This is a genomic window from Ensifer sp. GW823-FHT05D09, from assembly GCF_058795755.1.
In genome coordinates this window covers 247,562-268,836 of the sequence record NZ_JBXAIA010000007.1, presented here as the reverse complement: position 1 = coordinate 268,836, position 21,275 = coordinate 247,562, and the positions used below count along the sequence as shown (strand labels likewise).

The following is a 21,275-nucleotide window of genomic DNA, read 5'->3' as shown; positions in this document are numbered from 1 at the left end:
CAACCGGGCCTTTTTCTGCTTCAAGTAACGTCCTATCCCGCGAGGCTTCGGTATATCGCCGGTAATGCCGCCGGCAGCCGGGCAATATTGCCGACCAACGCATAGCCGTTATGGCCGAACATGGCCGGCACGTAGGACTGCGCCTCGCGGTCGACGGTAACCGCAAAAGTGCTGATGCCGCTGCGGCGCGCTTCCATGACGGCCTTGCGGCTGTCCTCCAGCGCGAAGCGCCCTTCGTAATGATCAATGTCATTCGGCTTGCCGTCGGTCAGGACCAACAACAGCTTCTTGCGGTTGGGCTGTTTCTGCAGTTCGGCTGTGGCATGGCGGATGGCGGCCCCGATGCGGGTGTAGTATCCCGGCTTCAGGGCGGCGATACGGCTTTCGACGAGCGAACTCATCGGCTCGTCGAAAGCCTTGACGCTCTCCACCTTTACCCAGTCGCGCCGGCGCGAGGTGAAGGTGAGGATCGAATGATTGTCGCCGCAGGCAGACAGGCCGTGGGCGAGAATGAGCAGGGCCTCCTTCTCCACGTCGAGCACCCGGCGATTGTCGGACCAGGCATCGGTCGAAAGCGAGACGTCGACCAGGATCGTGACCGCGAGATCGTGAACCTGCGGGCGGCTCATCAGGTGGATGCGATCGCTCCCCTGCCCGCCTGCAGCCAGATCGGTGCGGGCGCGCACCACGGCATCGAGATCGAGGTCGGCGCCGTCGATCTGCGCGCGCAGGATTTCGTTGCGCGGCCGAAGCACCTCGAACTGGCGCCGTACCCGCCGGATCAGGCTCCTGGTTTCCGCCGTAAGCTCAGCCCGGTCTTCGGTGCCCGAGGCCGGGCCCGCCAAGACGCGGCAATGGTCCTTGAGATAGCTCGACGTCCTGTAGTTCCATTCTGGATAGGTCAGCTCCGATGTCAGCGGCGTCGGATCGACGGCTTCCGGCGGCAGGTCGAGATCGAAGCGGAAACGGGCGGACGGGCGGCCCTTCCGCTCGCCCAGCGTCATCTCGTCAAGATCCTGCGCCGCCTTGTTGTCGTGTTCATCGCTGTCGTCGGATGGCCGGTCGACATTGACCATCTCGGCCATCGCCAGGATCTTCTCGAAGCGATTGAGGATGAAGGGGCTGCGATCCCCCTTGCGGTTCTCCGGGCTCTCCCGGACGGCCACGTGGCGTTCGGTCTCGGCGATCTGGCTGGAGGCGGCACCTGTTGCCGCGACATCGTCATCGCGTTCTGTCGTCGTTTCCGGCCGCAGCAACGTATCCGGCCACAGCGGGACCGGCAGCAGCGGCAGATATCCCGGCGGGGCGCGATGCGGGAAGATCACCGGCAAGGTCGTATCCAGCTGGCCGGCCGCCTTGCGCAGCAACCGCAGCACGCGGTTTTCGACATGCTGCTCCACCGACGGAAGGGAGCCGCGCTGACGCTCGACCAGAACGGCTTCGGCAAGACGGCAGTACTTGTGGCGCATGCCAGGAAAGCGCTGGAAGACCTCGGCCACGATCTCCTGCGCCCGGGACAAATATGTCAGGTCAGCCAGCAAGGGATCCGCTTCGTCGCGCGGGACGAGCGGCATGGTCGCCATGTACGCGACCAGCCAGAAGTAGAGATCGATGTTGAGGCGTCTGTCTGGAAAAATGTCAATCTCGCCGGGCAACATCAGCGAAGCGTGATCCCGGCCGGGCTGAACGAGCTTTTCCTCGCCGAGCCCCATCTTCTGTCGCCACTTCAGCCGATGGCCCGACGTGCGGCCGCGCGCCGGCACGATCTGGACGGCGGTTTCACCGCCGTGCCCCCGAAAGCAGATCGCCAGCATCGGCATCATGTCGACCAGCTTGACGGCCTCATCGGGATAGCGCCGCCAGGTACCCGTGTTGCCGATAAAACGGTGCCAGGCGCGCCCGACAGTTTCTTCGAGTTCGAGGAAATCCAGCATGGCGCAATCCTCAAGCGATCAGGGAGGCAGCAACCTCGAGAAGGGCTGCGCGCACGTCCGGCTCATCGGTCAACGGCTCGATCATCGCGGCACGCACCGCATCGCGGACAGGCATTCCGGCATCGATGAGGCAGGCGCAGTAGACCAGCAGGCGGGTCGATACTCCCTCCTCAAGATCATGCCCCTTGAGGGTGCGCAGGCGGTGAGCAAGGTTGACGAGCGGTGCCACCTGGCTTGCAGCCAGTCCGCACTCACGCGAAACCACCTCGATCTCCTCGTTGCGTGGCAGGAAATCGAACTCGATGGCGACGAAGCGTTGCCGCGTGCTGGGCTTCAGGCTCTTGAGCAGGTTCTGGTAGCCGGGGTTATAGGAAACGACCAGCATGAACGCCGACGGCGCTTCGAGCAGCTCGCCGGTCCGCTCCAGCGGCAACATGCGGCGGTCGTCGGTCAGCGGATGCAGCACGACGGTGACGTCCTTCCGCGCCTCGACGATCTCGTCGAGATAGCAGATCCCGCCTTCGCGTACGGCCCGTGTCAGGGGACCGTCGACCCAGACCGTATCGCCGCCCTTCAACAGGTAGCGCCCGGTCAAGTCCGCTGCTGCCAGATCGTCGTGGCAGGAAACGGTGGAAAGCGGCAGGCCGAGTTTTGCCGCCATATGGCTGACGAAACGGGTCTTGCCGCAACCGGTCGGCCCCTTGAGCAGGAGCGGCAACTGTCGGACCCAGGCATTCTCGAACAGCGCGCACTCATTGCCCGAGGGACTATAGGCGGGAATGTCGATCGATACCGGAACCAGGCTTGGTTGAACAATGCTCATGGCATGTCTCCGTGAAAGGGGGGAGGAAAAGATTGGCCGGTCCGGGCGAGCCGGACCGGCGCGTTCATTCATTCAGCAGGCTGCATCGAGGCACTCAGCTTCTCGCTACGCTCTTTGCCGGGGACGAAGATCGCCCAGACGAACATCAGCGCCGAAATCATGACGAAGACGCCCGAGCCGAGGCGGATCCAGTAGAACAGCGCCAGCTGGTCCTGGACGTCCATGTAGCTCTCGCCCAGAACCCGCTGCAGATGGGACTGAAGGACACCGGCAAAGGTCAGCGCGAAGGTCATGACCGACATCGCCGTGCACATGATCCAGAAGCTGACCATGGAAAGCATCTGGTTGTAGGGCGCGCGCCCGCGGATTTCGGGGATCGCATAGGCCATGACCGCAAGGTTGAGCATGACATAGGCGCCGAAGAAGGCGAGGTGCCCGTGCGCGGCGGTCACCTGGGTGCCGTGGGTGTAGTAGTTCACCGACGACAGCGTGTGCAGGAAACCCCAGACGCCGGCACCGAAGAAGGCCATCACCGAGCAGCCGATCGACCACAGCAGCGCCGCTCTGTTCGGGTGTTTGCGCCCGGCCTTCCAGGTCATCACGAAGGTAAAGATCACCATGGTGAAGAACGGTGCGACCTCAAGCGTCGAGAACAGCGAGCCGATCCACTGCCAGTAACCCGGCGCGCCGATCCAGTAGTAGTGGTGGCCGGTGCCAAGGATGCCCGAAAACAGCGCCAGGCCGACGATGACGTAAAGCCATTTCTCGACGACTTCCCGGTCGATCCCATTGAGCTTGATCATCAGGAAGGCGAGCACCGACGCCATGATCAGTTCCCAGACGCCTTCGACCCAGAGGTGAACGACGTACCACCAGTACATCTTGTCGAGCGCGAGGTTGATCGGGTTGTAGAAGGCGAAGAGGAAGAAGATCGCAACGCCCCAGAGCCCGAAGATCAGGATGTTGGTGACGGTCGTCTTGCGGCCCTTAAGGACTGTCAGCGTGATGTTGTAGAGGAACATCAGCGCGACGATGACGATGCCGACCTTGATCGCGAAGGGTTGCTCAAGAAACTCGCGGCCCTCGTGGATGCGCAGGAGATAGCCGACGACGGCGATGGCAGCGGCGATCAGGAAGATCCAGAACTGGGCGATCGCGATCTTGGTGCTGTAGAGCTCGGTCTCCGCCTCTTCCGGCAGGAGATAGTAGGTGGCGCCCATGAAGCCCATCAGCAGCCAAACGATGAGGGCGTTGGTGTGCACCATGCGAACGATGTTGAAAGGCAGCAGTTCGGACAGGGTATTGGGAAGGACATAGATGGTGCCGGCAAGCACGCCGAACAGCACCTGAGCGAGAAACAGGCCGATCGCTCCGTAGAAATAGAGCATTGCGACCTTCTGGGTCTGGTATTTCATGATTTCACACTCCAATCGCAACGCTTAGCCGGCCTCGTTCGGCGGCCAGTTCTGGGTCTTGATGCGGCTCGTCCACTCCAGGAAATCGGCGAGGTCGTTGAGCTCCTGTTCGGTGAGGTTGAACTGCGGCATCTGGCGGCGGCCTTCGATGCCGCTCGGCTGGGCGGCCATCCAGGCCTTCATCGTTTCGCGTGCACCTTCCGGATCGGTCTCGCCGCCCCAGCGCTTCCAGACATTGCCGAGCTCGGGCGCGAAATAGGCGCCTTCGCCAAGAAGCGTGTGGCAGTTGATACAGGCGTTCTTCTCCCAGACGTGCTTGCCGCGGGCGACTGCGTCCGTCAGCGTCGACTCGTCGGTGGAGACCGTCCGCATGTAGTAGTGGCTGTGGGCGGTGAGCCCGACAAAGATTGCAAAAAAGAAGAAGGACCCGCCGTAAAAGACGTTTCGGGCCCCGGTCTTGGTGAGGCGTTCTGCCATCACGTGATCCTTTCGACTTCAGCCGGCCTTAGACACCGGGGCCGGCTTTACTGATCCCCTCCCCGCTTGGCGCCGCGACGAGCGGCGCCGAACTATCGGGGCGCGAACCATGTCTAGGGATTTCCGGAAGACCTTCTTTGCGTTTTGGCAAACAAGACAAAGAGTGGTTTCAAGCAGATAGCGTCACGCCCATCGCAAGCTTTGCCAGCGCCAGAAGCGCAAGGATCGCCGGCCAGGCCAGGAGGCCGAACCGCAGGCCGGCCGGCGCCTGAGCGAGGCCCATGAAATCAAGGGCAACAAGCCGGCACTTGATCACCGCCAGAACCAGGAGGGCCGCTGTTGCTGCAGCCGTTCCGCCCCAGAGCGTCATCAGGATCATGCCGCAAGCAACGAGCAGGACCAGCGTCGCAAAGGTCTTCCGTAGTCGACGTTCATTGTGATGGGTCATGGCGATCACACGAGATAGACGAGCGGGAACATCACGATCCAGACAAGGTCGATCACGTGCCAGAGCGTGGTGATCAGCACGATGTTTCCGGGGCTCGGGCGCCAGGCGACCAACAGCAGGATGGCGCTGCCGAAGCCGACGTGCAGCAGGTGGAAGCCGGTGATGAGGAAATAGAGTTCGAAGAAGGCGCCGAACTGCGGCAATCCGGCCGCGCCGATTTCGGTCGAATATTCGAAAAGCTTGATGGCGACAAAACCAAGACCGAAAAGGGCTGCCAGAACGAGCGCGCGCCGGCGTGCGGACATCGAAGCGGCCGGGCGCGCCGCGAGAGCTGCCTGCCAGCCGCTGGTCAGAAGTACGAGCGTATTGATGCCGGCGAGCAGCGGATTGAGATGCGACCGGGCTGCCGCAAACGCGTCCGCCTGGAGGAACCCGACCACCAGAAAGCCAGCGAGCAGTATGCCGAAGGCCGCCAGCTCGCTCCACACCAGGACCCAAAGCAAAAGGTCGTCGGCGGATGCCTGATCTTCTTGGTCTTCCGTCGGAAGGACGTGCCCGTCCATGCGTCAACTCCTTGCCAGAACCGCCGTCAGCTAGGCAGGCAGGCGCTTTCTGTCTTTGCGATTGCGCAAAGAGCCGGGCCAACCGGACTGATAGCAGCAGGAGCAATCTAGGAGTTTTCCGATGACAGACGCACAAATCGGCCTTTCCGTCGCAACCCCGATCATTGTCGGGTTCGCCATCCTTCTCTACCGCATGGGCGTTCTGCAGCGCGCCGCGACCCTGTCAGCCGTGCTGTTCTCCATCGCGATCGCCGTCGTGCTGTTTCTCGACCCTTCGCAGTAACTGCATCACGCCGCGGCGTTCTTCAGCTGGACGTCATCCACTTTGCGAAATGTCAAAGATCGCCCTATCGATTGCGCCTAGAGGATTGGGGGATGACAAATCTCGATCACGGAGCGGCCGATGCCTGGACAAGATGCCCTGGAGGAAGGCTATCAAAGCCTCCTCGAATTGTGCGATCGCCTTGAGGCCGTTGCCGACTCCCTGCCGCGCCGCATCGATACGGCGAGCTGCCGCGAGGTTGCGGACAAGCTGCCCTCGACACTGCTGATCGTACACAGGCTGGAGGAAGAAATCCTGTTTCCAGGGATCGCGGCTGTGCGATGCCAGGACGACGGACAAAGGCTGATCGAACGCCTGCGCGACGAGCACCGGCATGATGGGCAATCGGCCGAGCAAGTTGCCCGCGTCCTCAATGAACTGCTTCATGGCCGCAGTCCGCACAGCTGGGAGGCGATCGGCTACATGCTGCGCGCCTTTTTCGAAACCGTCCGGCGTCATGTCGCGACCGAAAGGTTGCTTCTCGCGCAGAGGGTTTGAGGTCCGGTCGATGTACAATTTCCTTCTGGCATTCGCAGTTTTTCTTGCCCTTCACATGGTGCCGGCATTGCCGAGGCTGCGTCAGCGGCTCATCACGTTGCTGGGGCGGCGAACCTATTTCAGCCTCTATTCGCTGCTGTCGATCGTCGCGCTGATCTGGGTTTTTCAGGCAGCGCTCGCGCTTGATTTCATCCCGCTCTGGGAGCCGGCCCCGTGGCAGGCCTGGACGACATTCGTTCTCGCGCCATGCGGGGTCTTCCTCGTCCTAGCCGGCCTGTTCAGCGAAAATCCGCTGTCGATCTCCATTTTTCAGGGCAACGAACGGAAAGGCGCAATCGTCAGCGTGACGCGCCATCCGGTGCTCTGGGGCTTCCTGCTTTGGGCCGTCGGCCATGTCATCGCCAATGGCGACCTGCGCTCCCTGGTGCTCTTCGGTGGCTTCGCGCTGTTTGCGCTCGGTGGGTTCTTCATGGTGGAAAAGCGTGCGCGGCGGCGCCTTGGGGATACCTGGCCGGCGGCCCGGCAAGGTACCTCGGTTTTTCCCTTCGCCGCGATCATGAAAGGCCAAGCGCGCCTGCGCGCAGATCCCGTGATGATCCTGTCGGCCTTCGCGACCGCTGCGATTACCTTCTGGCTGCTCGCCGGCGGTCACTACGCGATGTTCGGCGCAGATCCGCTTTTGCAGGCATTGCCTTTCGGCTGAACTTCCCCCTGCCAGGCGACAGCAAGCGACGCGATCGGCAATGCGAGTAGATCGATCGCCCTAGCGGCGAGATGATCGACGATCGCCTCGACACTGTCAGGCCGGTGATAGAAGGCCGGGACCGGCGGCATGACGATCGCGCCCATCTCCGTCACCGCACACATGTTGCGCAGGTGCCCGAGATGAAGCGGCGTTTCGCGCGCCATCAGCACGAGACGGCGACGCTCCTTGAGGTGCACGTCGGCGGCACGCACGATGAGATTGTCGGCAAGCCCATTGGCGATCGCGGCAAGCGTGCGCATCGAACAGGGTGCGACGATCATGCCGGCGGTCGGAAACGATCCGCTGGCGATCGCAGCGCCGATATCGCTGTGGTCATAGGTCCGGTCCGCCTTCTCCAAGAGCCGCAACAGTGCATGTCCGCCAACCTCATGGGCAAGCGTTCGATGCGCCGATGGCGACAGCACCAGATGCAGTTCCACTTCTTCGATCCGCGCAAGCCGCTCGGCAATGCGCAACGGAATGGCGGCACCCGATGCACCGGTGATCCCCAAGACAATACGGTGCCGGCTCATGATGTTTTCCTTTCAAGCCCGAGTTCGGCCCAGATAGCATCGACCTGGCGCACGACGTCGGGCGTCATATCGAGGACACGCCCCCATTCGCGATCGGTCTCCGAACCGATCTTCGTCGTTGCATCGAGCCCGAGTTTGCCGCCGAGGCCGGTGCGTGGCGACGCGAAATCTAGATAGTCGATCGGCGTGTCGGCAACGACGGTAACATCGCGGCTGGCATCAAAGCGCGTCGCCAGCGCCCACATCACATCGGGCCAGTGGCGGACATTGATATCCGGGTCGACCGCGATGATCAGCTTGGTGTAGCTGAACTGCGGCAGCATCGACCAGAGCCCCATCATCAGGCGCTTCGCCTGCCCGGGGTAACGCTTGTCGATCGCGACCACCATGGCGCGATAGGAACACGCTTCCGGCGGCAACCAGAGATCGGTGATCTCCGGGAACTGTTTCTTGGCAAGCGGAACAAACAGCGTGTTCATCGCCTCTCCCAGCCGCGAAGGCTCGTCCGGCGGCCGACCGGTATAGGTGGAGAGATAATAGGGTTTGCGGCGAGTGGTGATGGCGGAAAGCGTCATGACCGGAAACGGCTCGACCGAATTGTAGTAGCCGGTGTGGTCGCCATAGGGCCCTTCGTCGGCGGTCTCGGTTGCCGACACCGTTCCTTCCAGCACGATCTCGGCCTGTGCCGGAACGGCCAGCGGCACCGAGGTTGCGGCCACGAGCTGCGTTCGGCTCCGGCGCAAGAGGCCCGCGAAGTTGAGCTCGCTCATCCCCTCCGGCAGCGGCATGACCGAGGCAAGGATCGTTGCCGGATCGGCACCGATCGCCACCGCGACCGGCATATCGCGCCCCTGGCGCTGCCACAGACGGTGGTGCCGCGCACCGCCGCGATGGGCAAGCCAGCGCAGGATCACCCTGTTACGGCCGAGCACCTGCATGCGATAGATGCCGACATTGACATCGAGCGGGTCGTCCGGCGCGCGGGTGATGACGAGCGGCCAGGTGATCAACGGCGCCGGCTCGCCCGGCCAGCACCATTGGATCGGCAGGCGGCCGAGGTCGATATCCGCGCCGCGCCAGACGACGTCCTGGCACGGTGCGGCTGTCACATGCTTCGGACGCAGGAACAGAGCCGAGCGCAGTAGCGGCAGCCGATCCCAGGCATCGCGCAGAGACGCTGGTGCGCGGGGATCGCGCAGGTCCGCGAGATCGCGCGCAAGGCTGGCCAGTCCGCCGTCGCCCAGACCGAATCCGCGCTCGATCCGGCGTTCGGTGCCGAAGAGATTGGCGAGCAGCGGGATGTCGTGGACCCGCCCGGAGGCATCGACGGGTCGCTCGAAGAGAAGCGCAGGGCCGTGATCGGCCAGAATGCGCCGATGGATTTCGGTGATCTCATGGACCAGGGATACGGGGCGAGAGATTCGTTTCAGCTCTCCCTCACGCTCCAGCGCACAGGCAAAATCCTGAAGCGATGCAAATCCCCTGGCTGGACGGAAGCTCTTGTTCATTCCGCCTCTTAGGGGCGGCTAATGCCCGATGTCTTTGACGTGGGACAAACAGCGGCGGCGACACGGCGACTAGCATGCCGCCATTCTTTGCTCCGTTTTCATGCAGGCAGCCCATGACCCTACCCTTTGCGATGACCGCACCGTTGCGGTTCGCGCCGCTTCCTCTCATCGAACACGCCACGCGGCTCGTCTTTGCCCAGGTCGTTCGGCAGCACCCTGATCTTTTCGACCGGCTCGGGGAGCACGCCGACAAACGCTATGCCTTCGTCCCCACGGACCTTCCACTGGGCTTTCTGATAGAGCCGGCGGCTCGACGCATCTCCGTTCACCGCAAGCCGCACCTGCCGGCCGCCGACGCCTGCATGGGCGGCACCTTCGTACTGCTCCTGGCGCTGCTCGAGGGTCAGCTCGATGGCGATGCCGTGTTCTTCTCCAGAAGCTTGACGATAACGGGCGACATGGAGGCCATGTTGGCGCTGCGCAACGCGCTCGACGACTGCAATATCGACCTGCCGGCGGATATCGCCCGCATGAGCGGCCCGTTCGCGCCCCTGGTCAGGCGCGCGGCCAGCGAAATCAGGACACGCGCATTGTCGGGGGAGGCCGCCAGATGGAACTGATCTGTCCGGCAGGCACGCCGGCCGCCTTTCGTGAGGCCGTGGACGCCGGCGCTGATGCCGTCTATTGCGGCTTTCGCGACGAGACCAATGCCCGCAACTTTCCCGGCCTGAATTTTTCCCGCGACGAGCTGAAGACGGCGATTGCCTATGCCCGCCGGCACAAGGTGATGACCTTCGTCGCCATCAACACCTTCATGCGCGCCGGACAGGAAAAGCTCTGGCATGACGCCGTCGATGATGCCGTGCGCCTTGGCGCCGATGCCCTGATCCTCGCCGACTTCGGCCTGATGGCCTACACCGCCGAGCGCCATCCGCAGCAACGGCTGCACGTCTCGGTGCAGGCGTCCGCCTCCAACGCCGATGCGGTCAAATTCCTGGTCGAAACCTTCGGTGCGAAGCGCGTCGTGCTTCCGCGCATCCTCACAATTCCCGATATCGCCCGCCTTGCGCGCCAGATCAGCTGCGAGATCGAGGTCTTCGTTTTCGGCGGGCTTTGCGTGATGGCGGAGGGGCGCTGCTCGCTGTCATCCTACGCCACTGGCAAATCGCCCAACATGAACGGCGTCTGCTCGCCGGCAAGCCATGTGCGCTACCGCGAGGACGGCAGCGAACTCGTGTCGGAACTCGGTGACTACACGATCAATCGGTTTCCCGCCGGCGAGGCCGCCGGTTACCCCACGCTCTGCAAGGGCCGTTTCGACATAGCCGAGGAGCGCGGATACGCCTTCGAGGATCCGGTTTCGCTCGACGTCATGGACCATATCGATGCCTTGCGCGATGCCGGCGTCGGAGCACTGAAGATCGAGGGGCGCCAGCGCGGCAAGGCCTATGTCGCCGAGGTCGTTTCCGTCATGCGCCGCGCTGTCGCTGCCGATGCAACTGAGAGACCCGCCTTGCTGTCGCGCCTCAGGCGGCTCAGCGAAGGACAGAAGACGACGTCGGGCGCCTATGAAAAGCGGTGGAGATAACGACATGCCTGCTACACCCCACCTCTCGCTCAGTCTCGGCCCCGTGCTCTACCTTTGGGACGGACCCAAGTGGCGTGACTTCTATTTCCGCATTGCCGACGAAGCCCCGGTCGACCACGTCACCCTCGGTGAAGCGGTCTGCTCCAAGCGCCTGCATTTCATCGAGCCGCATGTCGCCGAAGTCATCGAACGCCTGGAGGCGGCCGGCAAGAAAGTCAGCCTTGCTTCGCTGGCACTCGTCACCCTGGAGCGCGAGAGCCAACTCGTGCGCGGCCTGGTGCGCGACAGCATCCACCCGATTGAGGCCAATGATCTGTCTGCGCTCGGGTTGCTTGTCGGCAAACCGCATTCGATCGGCCCTCTGATCAATGTCTATAATGGAGCCACCGCCCGATTGCTGGCGTCGCGCGGCGCAACCAGCATTTGCCTGCCACCGGAGTTGCCGATGGCGTCGGTCAGCGAGATCGTTCGTGATGCGCCTGACGTCGCGTTCGAAATCTTCGGCTTTGGCCGCGTGCCGTTGGCAATCTCGGCGCGTTGCGCTCACGCCCGTTCCAAGGGCCTGGTGAAGGACAATTGCCAGTTCATCTGCGGCGACGACAGCGATGGGCTCATTGTCGAGACGCTTGATCGCCAGCCGTTCCTCGTCCTCAACGGGGTCCAGACCATGTCCCACACATGCCAAAGCCTGCTGCAGGAACTTCCGGCACTGACTGCCGCCGGCATCAGCCGGATCCGGCTATCGCCGCAGGACTGCGACATGGTGACGGTCGCCCGCATCTATGAATCCGTCGCCGCCGGGCTGATGTCTGCGGCCGAAGGCCTTGCGCGTCTGGTGGCCGCCTATCCCGGCGTGCCGTTGTCAAACGGGTTTCACTATGGCCAGACCGGCGCATCGTGGATCGAAGCACCTGCCGGCGCGCGCCATGGAGGTGAAAGATGGCAGATGCGTTGACCCTTCCAGTTCGCGAGCCGACTGACGATGCCGGTCCCGCTGACATCGTCGCCGGTATCCGTCGTCTGATTGCAGGCGCGACTCTCGATTGCGCCTGCCGGGCGGAAATCGATCAGTTGCTCCTCCAGTTCGAGCGGTTGGCCGCCGGCCGGTACCGGCGCCGCCGGCTGGACCGCGCCAGGTATCAACGCCGGCGCATTGCCGCCATCGCGGAACTGCTTTGCGAACTCGATGAAGTTGACGATGAGGAGGTGGATGGCAGCCTGCTGGCCGAAGCGCAATTGCTGTTCGAAGACATTGCCGAAGCCGCACGCACCGGCGCTGTCATCCTCGCAGGCGCACAACAGGTGGACCGCAATACCGAGGCCAGCGCATGACGACTGAGCGAGGCACCAAGGGCAACTTGCCCGAGCTGGAATTGGCGAACGATCCCGGCGTCGAAAATGCTACGTCCCTTTCCTTGCTGACGGATGGCCGGCTTCGCCATCGCCGGCACCTTTCTTGGCAACGTGCCGAGCACACCCTTTGTTCACCTGGTAACGGGCCGGTTCGTTCGCGCCTCGCCGGAACTTGAGCGTCAGCTGACGGCCGACGGCACCGGGCGGCTCGCCGTGATCCACCCGGTGCGGGTCGATCACGCCTCACGCTGGCTACTGTCGATCTCTCCTTCCGGCGGCGCGGCGGCATCATCCTTGAGGCCGTGCTTGAAATTGCGAATGCCCTTGGCGACATCCCCCATCAGCTCCGGAATCTTGCCGCGTCCGAACAGGACCAACACCACCGCAAGCACGATCAACCAATGCCAGATACTCAAAGACCCCATGTCTTTACTTCCTTCAAACAGTTCCGATGCGGCCGGGCGGCGACTGCTCGCCGGCTGCAACACAGGATTAGCGCGCGTTCGGCGGCATATCCTTGTCAGGCGACAAACAGACGGCAGCGTTCCTAGATTTTCGAGCCATGATCCGGCACGGCGCTGCCTGCTTGCAATTCATGTGCACCGGGCGCAGGAATCACCGATGATACCGATGCCCCGGGGGCCATTCACCTGCAGCGGCTCGATCCGCGCCGACCGGTTCCTGCATGGCAGCAACCGACAGCGCACCACGGGCTTCCGTCGGGCGCCGTGGCGCACAGATCAGGCGAAATCGGTTGGCCTTGCGGTTGGGCAAACATTGCCCGTTTCGGCCGGGGCCGAGCAACAATTTGACTTATGTCATGAGCGGTGAATAATGTCAGGGATTGACAGCATGAAGGATCCCCATGCCTATCCGCAACACCGACCAGATCATGCACAAGGCCGCATGGCTCTACTACAGCCATGGGCTACGGCAGGATGAAGTCGCGCAGAAACTGGGCATATCACGTGCCTCTGTTGCCACCTATCTCAGGCGGGCACGCGAGACCGGTATCGTCAATATCAGCACATCGACGGAGCTTTTTACCGACGATGTGCTGGCGCGCGAACTGGAGGACGCAACCGGCGTGACGACCGCCTGGATCGTGCCGGAGGATCGACAGGCCATGGACCCGACGGCGGAGATGCCGGTGCTGGCCGCATCCGTCTTCCTCGAGCTGATCAACAAGGGCGACCGCGTCGGCGTCGCCTGGGGACGCACGGTTTACCACATCGCCGACGTGATGCCTTTCGCCGATCTGCGCGGCGTCACGGTGGTGCAGCTCTGCGGCAATCTCGGCGCGCCCTATTCCTATCGCCCGGACCAGTGCACGACGGAGATCGCGCGCCGGCTCAATGCCGAAGGCATCAATTTCTACGCGCCGCTGGTCCTGTCATCCGAACGGCTGGCCGAGGAACTTCGCGGCGAGCCGGTGATCCGCGAGCAGCTGTCGACGATCGCCGACTGCCATCTGGCGCTCTATTCCGTCGGCGGCATCGAAGACGACAGCCATCTCGTCAAATGCGGCGCGCTCAGCGCCGATGAAATGCACCGCATGGGCGAAGAAGGGGCCGTCGGCGTCATCGCCGGGCAGCTGATCGACGGTGACGGCCAATGGGTGAACTGCGCCCACAATCGACGCTGCATCTCCGCCGATCTCGGATCGATCCGCGCCATCGAGAAACGCATGCTGGTCGTCCAGGAAGACAGCAAGTTCGAGCCGTTGATGGCCGCGCTAAAGGGGGGCTTCGCCTCGCATCTCGTCGTTACTACATCGATGGCGCGCCGGGTGATGGAACGCTGGCGGCGCGACGGCCTCGACCGGGTCCAGGCGGCAACGGCCTAAGCCGTGCCTTGGAACAAGGCCCGACGCGCAAGGTCGGCAACATGCAAACGGGGCGGCCTTTCGACCGCCCCGCTTTCTTTCAAATTGACAGTACGGATCAGGGCTTCGGCATCCATGCCGGCATGGCAACATCGGCATGAGCGAACTGCGGCAGCTTGGTGCCGAGTTCTTCCATGTTCTTGATGTCCTGATCGTTCAGGTCCTTCTGGGTGATCAGCGTCGGCGGCACGATGACGCTACGGCCCGGGTCTTCGCCGGCGAGCAGCATGGCAAGCGTTCTGACCGAAACCTGTCCGACCACGGCCGGGTTGGTCGCAGCCGTTGCCGCCCAGGCGGAATCCGGCTCGCGCATCGCGGCGATATCCGAGGTCGAGATGTCGGCGGAATAGATCTTCACGCTCTGCGACAGACCGGCTTCGTCGACCGCGATCTTCACGCCCTTGGCGAACTCGTCATAGGGCGCGAACATCACGGTGATATCAGGATTGGCGGAGATGACCGAGCGCGCCTGGTTGGCAACCGAGTTGGCGATCGGGTTGTCCATCGTGCCGAACTGCGAGATCTCGTTGATCCCCGAATACTTCGCCTTGAATTCCTTCCAGGTCTCGTCGCGGCGGTCGAGCGGCGCGATGCCGGCGACATAGACGTAACCGGCCTTGAAGCTGTCGCCATTGTCCTTGATCGCCTGCTCGAGAGCAAGGCGGGCGAGGTCGCGGTCGGACTGTTCGACCTGCGGGATCTTCTCGTTCTCGACGTTAACGTCGAAGGCCACGACCTTGATGCCGGCATCGACGGCGCGCTGGGCGGCTTCCTTCATCGATTCCGTCAGGCCGTGCTGGATGATGATCCCTTGCACGCCGAGCGCGATAGCCTGGTCGACCATGTCGGCCTGAAGCGCTGCGTCCTGGCGGCTGTCGAGAACCTGAAGCTGGACGCCGAGTGCCTTTGCCTGCGCCTCCACGCCGGCAAGGTAGGACTGGAAGAAGTCGCCGGTCGACAGATAGCGCACGAGCGCGATCTTGACGTCGCCTGGCTTGTCGAAGGGCTTCGGCATGTCGGCGGCAAAGGAAGCGGTGGCGAAGGCCACGGTTCCTGCAAGGCCAAGCGCCAGCTTGCCCATTGCTCTGCGTGTAAAGTTCATTTCAGTCTCCTCCACTGGTGAACGTTTGTTTTCCGCCTCCGGGGCTTTCCCGTCAGCGTTTGCCTCTTTTCGAGAGCGCAAAGGTGAAGATCAGGGCGATGACGAGAACGGCGCCCTTGATGAAGTCCTGGGTGTAGTAAGGCGCATTCATCATCGTCAGGCCCTGGAGCAGGATGCCGACAAAGAGCGCGCCGATCGCCGTGCCGAACGCATTCGGCTTGGCAGCTCCGAGCACGGCAAAGCCGATCAGGGCGGCTGCGACCGCGTCGAGCAACAGGTTGTTGCCCGAGGCGATGTCGCCGCGGCCGAGACGGGCGGCGAGCAGAATGCCGCCGATTGAGGCGAAGACGCCCGAAATGACATAGGCCGAGATCTTGTAGGCATTGACCGGCGCGCCGGCGAGGCCGGCGGCGCGCTCGTTGGAGCCGACCGCATACATCATCCGCCCGAAGCGGGTGTATTCGAGGAAGAACCAGATCACGACGGCCAGCACGATCAGCACCACCACCGAGACCGGCACGAGGTTCGGCAGGATCAGATCGAAGCGATGGCGCCCGAGCGCCAGGAAGGCAGGGCTAAAGGTGCCTGTCGCAACAGAGCCGTCGGGAAGCGTCATGCCGGCGGCGATCGAGCGCCCCTCGGTCGGGATGCGCTGCAGGCCGAGCAGCAGGAACATCATGCCGAGCGTCGCCAGAAGATCCGGCACGCGCATATAGACGATGATGATGCCGTTGATCAGGCCGACGAGAACGCCGATCGCCAGGCAGACGAGTGTCGCCGTCAGCGCGTCGCCGCCCATCACCACCATCACATAGGATGACGCCATCATCGACGTGGTCGCGACCGAGCCGATCGACAGGTCGAAACCGCCGACGACGAGCGTGGCCGTGACGCCGAGCGCCAGGATACCGGTGATCGATACGGATTGCAGGATGAAGACCGCGCTCTGCGGCGAGGAAAAGCCGTTGGTCACCAGCGAGAAATAGATAACCAGCCCCGCCAGCAGAACAAGGAAGCCGTACTTGATCGCGAGGTCGCGCAGGCTGAACGCGGCACTTGCCGGCGAAGCCGGTAGCACTGAAGCGGCAGGCGCCGTGGGTTTTATCTGTTCACTGCTCATGAGGCTGTCCCTGCTGATGATGTTGACCGGCGATCTCCTGGAGGAGCCGCTCGACGTCGACCGAGGCGTTGCGATGCTCGCCGACTACAGTGTGTTCCGACATCACGAGAATGCGGTCGGCGATCTCGAAGGCTTCGTCGAGTTCGGTCAGGAAAACGATGGTGGCGCGGCCGGAGGCCGAGGCGCGCAGCTTGGCGCCGATGTCGCGGCGCGCGGCAATGTCGACGCCCTGGAAGGGCTCGTCAAGGATCAGCAGGCGCGAAGGCTCGGAGAGCCAGCGCCCGACCATCACCTTCTGCTGATTGCCGCCGGAAAGGGTCTGCATCTCGTCGCGCTCGCTGCGGCAGACGACGCCAAGTGCCGCGATCTGCGCCCGCGATTTCGCCCGTTCGGCCGACCTGCTCGATATGCCGAAACGCGACAGCCGCTTAAGGAACGGCAGGCTGATGTTCTCGTAGATATTGAAGTCCGGAACGATGCCGCTGTCGGCCCGATCCTTGGCGACCAGAAACACGCCCTTGGCAATCGCCTGACCGGTCGATTGTGGATGGTAGGCCGCGCCGTCAAGCGTCATCAGCCCTGCCACGGGCGAACGCGCGCCGAAAAGCGTCTCGGCCAGCGCCGTCTTGCCGACACCGACAAGCCCGGTCACGGCGACGATTTCGCCATCGCCAAGCGCCAGGTCGAACGGACGGGACGTCTGCGTCAGCCGCAGGCTCTTCACCGAAAAGACTGCACCGGAACCGTCGCGCACGGTCACGGCACCTGCCGAAACCTTTTGCCCGAGCATTGCGTTGACAGCGCCTTCGTAATCCAGATCCGCCCCTTCGAAACGGCCGGTTATGCGCCCGTCGCGCAGCGTGACGATGCTGTCGGCGAGCCTGCGGATGTCGGACATCCGGTGGGAAATATAGAGGATGGCGACGCCGCGGGCTTTTAGCCGGTCGAGAAGCTCGAACAGCCGATCGGCCTCGGCACTCGACAGCGACGAGGTCGGCTCGTCGAGGATCAGCACCTGCGGTTCATGCGCCATGGCGCGGGCAATCGCCACCATCTGTCGGTCGGCAAGCGTCAGGTCGTTGATATCGGCGGAAAGATCGATCGCGAGGCCCATGCGGGCCGCAACGACGGCTGCCTCACGCCGGACACGGCGCGGGTTGAAAAACAGGCGTGCACCGCGACCGTTCAGCCGGTCGAGCGTGAGATTCGTCGCCACATCGAGATCGGCGACGACGCCGTCATTGATGTTCTGGTGAACCGTCACCACGCCGGCTCGGATCGCCTCTGCCGGCGTTGCCGGGGCAAATGGAATATCGCTGAGCCGCATATCCCCGGCATCGCTGACGTAGACGCCACTGAGGATGCGCACCAGTGTCGACTTTCCAGCGCCGTTGGCGCCCATCAGCACCGTGACGGCACCCTTGCGCAATTCGAGATCGACGCCCTTCAGGACCGGTATCGGCCCGAAGGATTTGCGCACGCCCTCGATGCGAAACACTGCTTGTTCGCTCATGCTCTCCTCCCAATGAAGGCAGGTTAGGATGGCTATCCATCAAATGTCAAGGCTGTTGACATTTGACAGAATGGCGACTTACCTATGACCCAAGACAGCATGACGAGGAGCGGTGAAGGCCGGTCATGTCGATAGGGAGGACCATATGGACAAGCACGTGTTCGAGGCGCTCAGCGCCGAAACGCTGCCATTGAGACTGAGCGATAACACGGCCCTTTGCGACAGGATCGGCGCGGACCATCTTCGCTGGCAGGTCAAGGAGGTCGGCGATGGCAACCTCAATCTCGTCTTCATCGTCACGGGCGAGAAGGGGGCTGCGATCGTCAAGCAGGCGCTGCCCTATGTCCGGCTCGTCGGCGAACGCTGGCCCCTGCCCTTGAAGCGCTCGTTCTTCGAATACCACGCCCTCATTCGCCAGGCTGCCCGCGATCCGGGCATGGTGCCGGAAATCCTGTTCTTCGACGCCGAGCAGGCGATGATCATCATGGAATACCTGACACCGCACGTGATCCTGCGGCGCGCGCTGATTGCGGGGCGCATGCTGCCGAAGATCGGCCGCGATCTCGGGCTTTTCGCGGCCCGCACGCTTTTCCGCGGCTCGGATCTTTCGATGCCGACGCGCGAAAAGAAGGCCGATCTCGCGCTCTTCGCCGACAATGTCGAGCTCTGCGACATCACCGAGAACCTGGTTTTCTCCGATCCTTACTTCGAGGCGGAGATGAACCGGCACACGAGCCCGCACCTCGACAGCCTGGTCGAGGAACTGCGCCGCGACCGTGACCTGAAGGTGGAAGCCCAGCGGCTGAAGCACATTTTTTCCGCCAAGGCCGAAACCCTTTGCCACGGCGACCTGCACACCGGCTCGGTCATGGTCACCGACGACGAGACGCGTGTCATTGACCCGGAATTCGCCTTCTACGGCCCGATCAGCTTCGATGTCGGTATGCTGCTTGCCAATTTCTGGATGAGCTACTTCTCGCAACAGGGCCACGAGACCGTCGCCGGCGAACGCGACCGGATGCGCACCTACCTGCTGGATACCACGGAGACGATCTGGGAAACCTTCTGCGACGAGTTTTCGGCTCTGTGGCGGAGCGAGCGCAAGGGCATCCTCTACCAGGCAAGCCTTTTCGAAGACCGCGACGATCCGTTCGGCTCGGAACAGGCGCTGACCATCGTTCTCGATGAGATCTACCGCGAGATGCTCGGCTTTGCCGGCGTCGAGATCCTCAGACGCATCCTCGGCCTTGCCCACAATGCCGATTTCGAAACCATCGACGACCTCAGCCGCCGCGCCGAATGCGAAAGCAAGGCACTGAAGCTCGGTCGTCATCTCGCCGTCAACCGGGATCGCATTGCGAGCCTCAGGGACATTCGCGCCACCGCGCAACGGCTTCAGCAGGAGACACTTTCGTGAAAGTCGGAGAAAAGCACTACCATACGATCTGGCTCAACGCCGACGGCCGCTCGGTCGACATCATCGACCAGCGCTGGCTGCCGCACGAATTCCGGATCGTCACGCTGAAGACAGTCGCAGACGTGGCGGTCGCCATCCGCGACATGTGGGTGCGCGGCGCGCCGCTGATCGGCGTCACCGCCGCCTACGGCATCGCGATTGCCATGGCGCACGACCCGTCCGACCGGCATCTCGATGCGGTCTGGGAGGAGCTCAACGAGACCAGGCCGACCGCGATCAACCTTCGCTGGGCGCTCGAGGCCATGCGCCAGTTCCTGCGGCCGCTGCCGGTCGACGACCGCGCCGAGGCCGCCTACCGGCGCGCCGGCGAAATCGCCGAGGAGGACGTGCAGCTCAACCGGGCGATCGGGGCGAACGGCCTCAAGATCATCCGCGAGATCGCGGCGACGAAGAAGCCCGGCGAGCCGGTCAACATCCTGACCCATTGCAACGCCGGGTGGCTTGCGACCGTCGACTATGGAACGGCGACGGCACCGATCTATATGGCGACCGAAGCGGGTATTCCCGTGCATGTCTATGTGGACGAAACCCGGCCGCGCAACCAGGGCGCCCAGCTGACCGCCTGGGAGCTCAACGGCCATGGCGTGCCGCACACGCTGATCGTCGACAATGCCGGCGGCCACCTGATGCAGCACGGCGCCGTCGACATGGTGATCGTCGGCACCGACCGCACGACGGCCAACGGCGATGTCTGCAACAAGATCGGCACCTACCTGAAGGCGCTCGCCGCCAGCGACAACGATGTTCCCTTCTATGTCGCGCTCCCGTCGCCAACCATCGACTGGACGGTCAAGGACGGCGTCAAGGAGATCCCGATCGAGGAACGCACCGGCGACGAGGTAAGCTTCGTGCAAGGGCGTGGCCCCGATGGCGCGATCATCTCGGTGCGCGTCTCACCCGAAGGCAGCCCCTCGGCAAACCCGGCCTTCGACGTGACGCCTGCGCGCCTCATCACCGGCCTCATCACCGAACGCGGCGTCGCCACGGCGTCGCCGCAGGGCCTCAAAGCGCTGTTTCCGGAAAGGAGCTGACCGGTGAGCCTGACAAACCAGAAGACCACCGAGGAGATCGCACTCGGCATTCGCCGCCGCGTCTTCTTCCACACGATGAAGAACAATGGCGGCTATCTGAGCCAGGCCTGCTCGGCCGCCGAAAGCCTCGCTCTGCTCTATAACGAGTTCCTCAAGCTCGGCGAACCGACCCTGCCGAAGGTGCCGCTGCCGTTTCGCGGCGTGCCCTCCGCCGATAACCCCGACGCCTTTACCGGCGCCGGCTACCACGGCCCGTCGGCCCCGGAATATGATCGCTTCATTATCTCGCCGGCGCATTATGCGCTGGTGATCTACTGCGCACTGATCGAGGTCGGGCGCATGGATGAACACGCGCTCGACCATTTCAACAAGGACGGAAGCTCCGTCGAGATGATCGGCGCCGAGCACAGCCCGGGCATGGAAGTCACGACAGGCTCGCTGGCGCAGGGCCTTTCCATGGCTGCGGGCGTTGCCTTTGCTCGCAAGAGGCGCAACGAGCCGGGCAAGGTCTGGGTCTACATGTCCGACGGGGAATTTCAGGAGGGCCAGACCTGGGAGTGCCTGGCGGCAATGGCCCACCATGGCATCGACAACATCCGCGTCATCGTCGACGTCAACCGTCAGCAATGCGACGGTGCCATGTCGTCGGTTCTCGATCTCGGCGATCTTGCCAGCCGCGTTGCAGCCTTCGGCGCCACCTGCCGCTCGATCGACGGCCACGACCTTCAGGCCATGCGCGATGCTGCCGACAGTGCCGAAGCGGGTAAGCCGCTGGTCATCCTCGCCAATACGTCGCCGTTCCAGGGAATGAACTTCCTGCAAAAGCGCTTTCCGCGCCTTCACTACGTGCGCTTCAAGAGCGCCGAAGAGCGGCTCGAAATGCAGGCGGCACTCGCCGCCGAACTGGGCGTCAGCCCGAACGAAATGGAAGGGGCCTGAC

At 63.2% G+C, this 21,275-nt stretch carries 23 protein-coding genes; 11 read left to right on the top strand and 12 right to left on the bottom strand.

What is annotated here, in order from left to right; translation table 11 throughout:
* Window positions 1-32: 32 nt before the first annotated feature.
* The 6 genes from AC1Q80_RS20820 to AC1Q80_RS20795 form a co-directional block, all read right to left on the bottom strand.
* Window positions 33-1,934 carry a nitric oxide reductase activation protein NorD gene (locus tag AC1Q80_RS20820; protein ID WP_492361666.1) on the bottom strand — a complete coding sequence of 634 codons (1,902 nt, stop codon included), beginning with the start codon at window positions 1,932-1,934 and terminating at the stop codon, window positions 33-35.
* 10 nt (window positions 1,935-1,944) lie between these two features.
* Window positions 1,945-2,757, bottom strand: a complete 813-nt coding sequence (locus AC1Q80_RS20815; protein WP_492361665.1) for a CbbQ/NirQ/NorQ/GpvN family protein — start codon at window positions 2,755-2,757, stop codon at window positions 1,945-1,947.
* Between the two features lie 68 nt (window positions 2,758-2,825).
* Window positions 2,826-4,172 carry a nitric-oxide reductase large subunit gene (locus AC1Q80_RS20810; RefSeq protein ID WP_173421377.1) on the bottom strand — a complete coding sequence of 449 codons (1,347 nt, stop codon included), beginning with the start codon at window positions 4,170-4,172 and terminating at the stop codon, window positions 2,826-2,828.
* A 24-nt stretch (window positions 4,173-4,196) separates the two neighbouring features.
* Window positions 4,197-4,649: a c-type cytochrome gene (locus AC1Q80_RS20805; RefSeq protein ID WP_025430210.1), complete on the bottom strand. Its 453-nt coding sequence runs from the start codon at window positions 4,647-4,649 to the stop codon at window positions 4,197-4,199.
* Between the two features lie 169 nt (window positions 4,650-4,818).
* Window positions 4,819-5,097 (bottom strand): cytochrome C oxidase subunit IV family protein, encoded by a 279-nt coding sequence (locus AC1Q80_RS20800; protein ID WP_173421376.1) that lies wholly within the window; start codon window positions 5,095-5,097, stop codon window positions 4,819-4,821.
* A gap of 5 nt (window positions 5,098-5,102) precedes the next feature.
* Entirely contained in the window at window positions 5,103-5,660 is a 558-nt protein-coding gene (locus tag AC1Q80_RS20795) for a cytochrome c oxidase subunit 3 (RefSeq protein WP_492361664.1), read from the bottom strand.
* 121 nt (window positions 5,661-5,781) lie between these two features.
* Between AC1Q80_RS20795 and AC1Q80_RS20790 the strand changes: the two genes are divergently transcribed.
* The 3 genes from AC1Q80_RS20790 to AC1Q80_RS20780 all read left to right on the top strand — a co-directional run bounded on the left by AC1Q80_RS20790 (window position 5,782) and on the right by AC1Q80_RS20780 (window position 7,183).
* Complete coding sequence (locus AC1Q80_RS20790) at window positions 5,782-5,943, top strand: hypothetical protein (RefSeq protein WP_173421374.1); 162 nt, start codon at window positions 5,782-5,784, stop codon at window positions 5,941-5,943.
* A gap of 120 nt (window positions 5,944-6,063) precedes the next feature.
* Entirely contained in the window at window positions 6,064-6,480 is a 417-nt protein-coding gene (locus AC1Q80_RS20785) for a hemerythrin domain-containing protein (RefSeq protein WP_209789085.1), read from the top strand.
* Between the two features lie 10 nt (window positions 6,481-6,490).
* Entirely contained in the window at window positions 6,491-7,183 is a 693-nt protein-coding gene (locus AC1Q80_RS20780) for an NnrU family protein (protein ID WP_492361663.1), read from the top strand.
* On the opposite strand, the gene AC1Q80_RS20775 is transcribed toward AC1Q80_RS20780, so the two are convergent.
* Window positions 7,132-7,758: a UbiX family flavin prenyltransferase gene (locus AC1Q80_RS20775; protein ID WP_209789080.1), complete on the bottom strand. Its 627-nt coding sequence runs from the start codon at window positions 7,756-7,758 to the stop codon at window positions 7,132-7,134. The two genes, AC1Q80_RS20780 and AC1Q80_RS20775, sit on opposite strands and share 52 nt — an antisense overlap.
* A complete protein-coding gene (locus AC1Q80_RS20770; RefSeq protein WP_492361662.1) occupies window positions 7,755-9,266 on the bottom strand; it encodes a UbiD family decarboxylase in 1,512 nt (503 codons plus the stop codon). Before AC1Q80_RS20770 ends, AC1Q80_RS20775 begins: the two co-directional genes overlap by 4 nt.
* Window positions 9,267-9,379: 113 nt before the next feature.
* On the opposite strand from AC1Q80_RS20770, the gene ubiT reads away from it, so the two are divergent.
* Genes ubiT through AC1Q80_RS20750 form a run of 4 tightly spaced genes read left to right on the top strand, consistent with a single transcriptional unit; the run spans window position 9,380 to window position 12,186 of the window.
* Window positions 9,380-9,886 (top strand): ubiquinone anaerobic biosynthesis accessory factor UbiT, encoded by a 507-nt coding sequence (gene ubiT, locus AC1Q80_RS20765; RefSeq protein ID WP_173422221.1) that lies wholly within the window; start codon window positions 9,380-9,382, stop codon window positions 9,884-9,886.
* A complete protein-coding gene (gene ubiU / locus AC1Q80_RS20760) occupies window positions 9,877-10,854 on the top strand; it encodes a ubiquinone anaerobic biosynthesis protein UbiU (protein ID WP_173421369.1) in 978 nt (325 codons plus the stop codon). Before ubiT ends, ubiU begins: the two co-directional genes overlap by 10 nt.
* Before the next feature lie 4 nt (window positions 10,855-10,858).
* Window positions 10,859-11,809: a ubiquinone anaerobic biosynthesis protein UbiV gene (ubiV, locus tag AC1Q80_RS20755; protein WP_492361661.1), complete on the top strand. Its 951-nt coding sequence runs from the start codon at window positions 10,859-10,861 to the stop codon at window positions 11,807-11,809.
* Window positions 11,794-12,186, top strand: a complete 393-nt coding sequence (locus tag AC1Q80_RS20750; RefSeq protein ID WP_209789074.1) for a hypothetical protein — start codon at window positions 11,794-11,796, stop codon at window positions 12,184-12,186. The genes ubiV and AC1Q80_RS20750 overlap by 16 nt, the downstream gene beginning before the upstream one ends.
* 257 nt (window positions 12,187-12,443) lie before the next feature.
* On the opposite strand, the gene AC1Q80_RS20745 is transcribed toward AC1Q80_RS20750, so the two are convergent.
* On the bottom strand, window positions 12,444-12,632 hold the full coding sequence (locus AC1Q80_RS20745) for a twin-arginine translocase TatA/TatE family subunit (protein ID WP_173421366.1): 189 nt from the start codon (window positions 12,630-12,632) through the stop codon (window positions 12,444-12,446).
* A 440-nt stretch (window positions 12,633-13,072) separates the two neighbouring features.
* On the opposite strand from AC1Q80_RS20745, the gene AC1Q80_RS20740 reads away from it, so the two are divergent.
* Window positions 13,073-14,053, top strand: a complete 981-nt coding sequence (locus AC1Q80_RS20740; protein WP_492361660.1) for a sugar-binding transcriptional regulator — start codon at window positions 13,073-13,075, stop codon at window positions 14,051-14,053.
* 97 nt (window positions 14,054-14,150) lie between these two features.
* On the opposite strand, the gene AC1Q80_RS20735 is transcribed toward AC1Q80_RS20740, so the two are convergent.
* From AC1Q80_RS20735 to AC1Q80_RS20725, 3 genes are read right to left on the bottom strand one after another with little or no spacing between them, the layout of a single operon-like run.
* Window positions 14,151-15,194 carry a substrate-binding domain-containing protein gene (locus AC1Q80_RS20735; protein ID WP_112833332.1) on the bottom strand — a complete coding sequence of 348 codons (1,044 nt, stop codon included), beginning with the start codon at window positions 15,192-15,194 and terminating at the stop codon, window positions 14,151-14,153.
* A gap of 52 nt (window positions 15,195-15,246) precedes the next feature.
* The gene (locus AC1Q80_RS20730; protein ID WP_173421364.1) at window positions 15,247-16,314 is read right to left on the bottom strand and encodes an ABC transporter permease; all 1,068 of its coding nucleotides are present in this window, start codon (window positions 16,312-16,314) and stop codon (window positions 15,247-15,249) included.
* Window positions 16,304-17,827 (bottom strand): sugar ABC transporter ATP-binding protein, encoded by a 1,524-nt coding sequence (locus AC1Q80_RS20725; RefSeq protein WP_173421363.1) that lies wholly within the window; start codon window positions 17,825-17,827, stop codon window positions 16,304-16,306. The genes AC1Q80_RS20730 and AC1Q80_RS20725 overlap by 11 nt, the downstream gene beginning before the upstream one ends.
* A gap of 145 nt (window positions 17,828-17,972) precedes the next feature.
* On the opposite strand from AC1Q80_RS20725, the gene mtnK reads away from it, so the two are divergent.
* The 3 genes from mtnK to AC1Q80_RS20710 are packed head-to-tail and all read left to right on the top strand — an operon-like array spanning window position 17,973 to window position 21,274.
* Window positions 17,973-19,244: an S-methyl-5-thioribose kinase gene (gene mtnK, locus AC1Q80_RS20720; RefSeq protein ID WP_492361659.1), complete on the top strand. Its 1,272-nt coding sequence runs from the start codon at window positions 17,973-17,975 to the stop codon at window positions 19,242-19,244.
* A complete protein-coding gene (mtnA, locus tag AC1Q80_RS20715; protein ID WP_492361658.1) occupies window positions 19,241-20,335 on the top strand; it encodes an S-methyl-5-thioribose-1-phosphate isomerase in 1,095 nt (364 codons plus the stop codon). Before mtnK ends, mtnA begins: the two co-directional genes overlap by 4 nt.
* Window positions 20,336-20,338: 3 nt before the next feature.
* Window positions 20,339-21,274 (top strand): transketolase, encoded by a 936-nt coding sequence (locus tag AC1Q80_RS20710; RefSeq protein ID WP_492361657.1) that lies wholly within the window; start codon window positions 20,339-20,341, stop codon window positions 21,272-21,274.
* Window position 21,275: the final 1 nt, after the last annotated feature.